This window comes from Blastomonas sp., assembly GCF_041747255.1.
Taxonomy (GTDB): domain Bacteria; phylum Pseudomonadota; class Alphaproteobacteria; order Sphingomonadales; family Sphingomonadaceae; genus Blastomonas.
Genome location: NZ_JBGTFM010000138.1, coordinates 1 through 1,514 on the forward strand (window position 1 = coordinate 1; position 1,514 = coordinate 1,514).

At 61.4% G+C, this 1,514-nt stretch carries 2 protein-coding genes; both read left to right on the plus strand.

Going from position 1 to position 1,514, the window contains the following annotated elements:
* Window positions 1–154: 154 nt before the first annotated feature.
* On the plus strand, window positions 155–709 hold the full coding sequence (locus tag ACEW8G_RS04895) for a hypothetical protein (protein WP_373487325.1): 555 nt from the start codon (window positions 155–157) through the stop codon (window positions 707–709).
* Window positions 709–1,514: relaxase/mobilization nuclease domain-containing protein (locus ACEW8G_RS04900; protein ID WP_373487326.1), on the plus strand; the 806-nt coding region annotated here is incomplete at its 3' end. The genes ACEW8G_RS04895 and ACEW8G_RS04900, both read left to right, overlap by 1 nt.

The window sequence follows — 1,514 nt, forward strand, 5'->3', positions numbered from 1 at the left end:
ACCCCAAGCGCATCCAAGGATCCTTATTGTCAGAAGTAGAAAGCCGCTTTGGGTGCGCTTGTCTTAGGGGGTTTGTCTGATTTGTCTTTAATGCAGGATATGCCTAGCGGCGCGTGTTGTCTTACATTGCCCCTGTTTCACACGGGCATGATTGATGGCGACAAATACACTATCGAACAGCGCGACGCTCACCATCCGGCTTGACGTCGATGCGCTTGCGGCGTTCGACAGCTTCGCGGTTGGTCGTGGCGGACGAAGCGCAGTGTTGCGGCAGATGATCGAACAGACGGTGCGGGAGATCGCAGATCGTCCGTTCATCGACCGTCCCGATGGTATCGCGCGCAATCGTGTTTCGCTGCGATTTACCGATGTCGAGATTGCCGTGATCGAGGTTCGGGCGGCGCAGCGTTCGACCGATCGCGCGGGTTGGATCAAGGCCTTGGTGCGCCGCCACCTTGCGCTGAAATCGCGGGTCGATGACGGGCTGCTGGCCGAGCTTGCGCCGATCCGAATGCAGTTGCTGCGTATCGGCCGCAATCTCAATCAGGCGATGAAAGCGGCCAATGCGTCGATGCTGGAAACCGGCGACAAGCAGATCGAACCCGAGCTGCGGCGGATCGCCGACATGCGAATGGAAATATCCGAGCAGGTGACAGCCGTTGGCGATGTCATGCGCGGCGATGCGAGCTACTGGACAGTTGTGGATTGATGGGCCTGGAATCCGCCTTGTGGGAAGCAACCCGTCCGGCGTTTCGGGTGCGCTATATCCATGACCCCACCAGCACGCCGCGCGTTCCGCTCTATGCGAGTTACGGCTTTGCCACCGGCCCGACGGCGCGGGCCAAACTGGCACGGATCGTTCGCAAGGCACCCGAGGTCGTGGTCAAGGTCACTGGTCGCCAGCGGGGCGGCAGCCATGTGAAAGCACATCTCGACTATATCGGGCGCAAGGGCGAAGTGGACATCGAAACCCGCGACGGTGAAATCCTGACAACCAAGGAAGACGTTGCCGAGCGGGCAGCGGAGTGGAGCGACACCCTACAATGGCGGTCGCGACCAACGGTGTCGTCGGTGTCGCTGATCTTCTCGATGCCCGAAGGCACCGACCCCGACAAAGTGCTGGGAGCTGTCCGCGCGCTGGCCCATGCCGAACTGAGCGACAATCACGATTATGTCCTGGCCCTCCATACCGATACGCCGCGCCCGCATGTGCATCTGACGGTGCAGGCCGAGGGGCTCGATCGCAACCGCTTCAATCCCCGTCCGGTTCAGCTCAATCGTTTCCGTGAACGCTTTGCCCGCGAGCTGCGCGCGCGGGGCGTTGCCGCCGAAGCAACGCCGAGACGGGCGCGTGGTCAGGGGATTGCTGGATCGAGCATGGCTCTGGTTAAATTGCGGGCGCGGCTGCGAACCGAAGGGAGTCGTCAGATAACGAACGCAGACCGTCGCACCAATGAACAGGCCATCGCTGTTGCGCGCGGCCGAGCCGAGTTTCCACCCTTTATCGCCAAAGG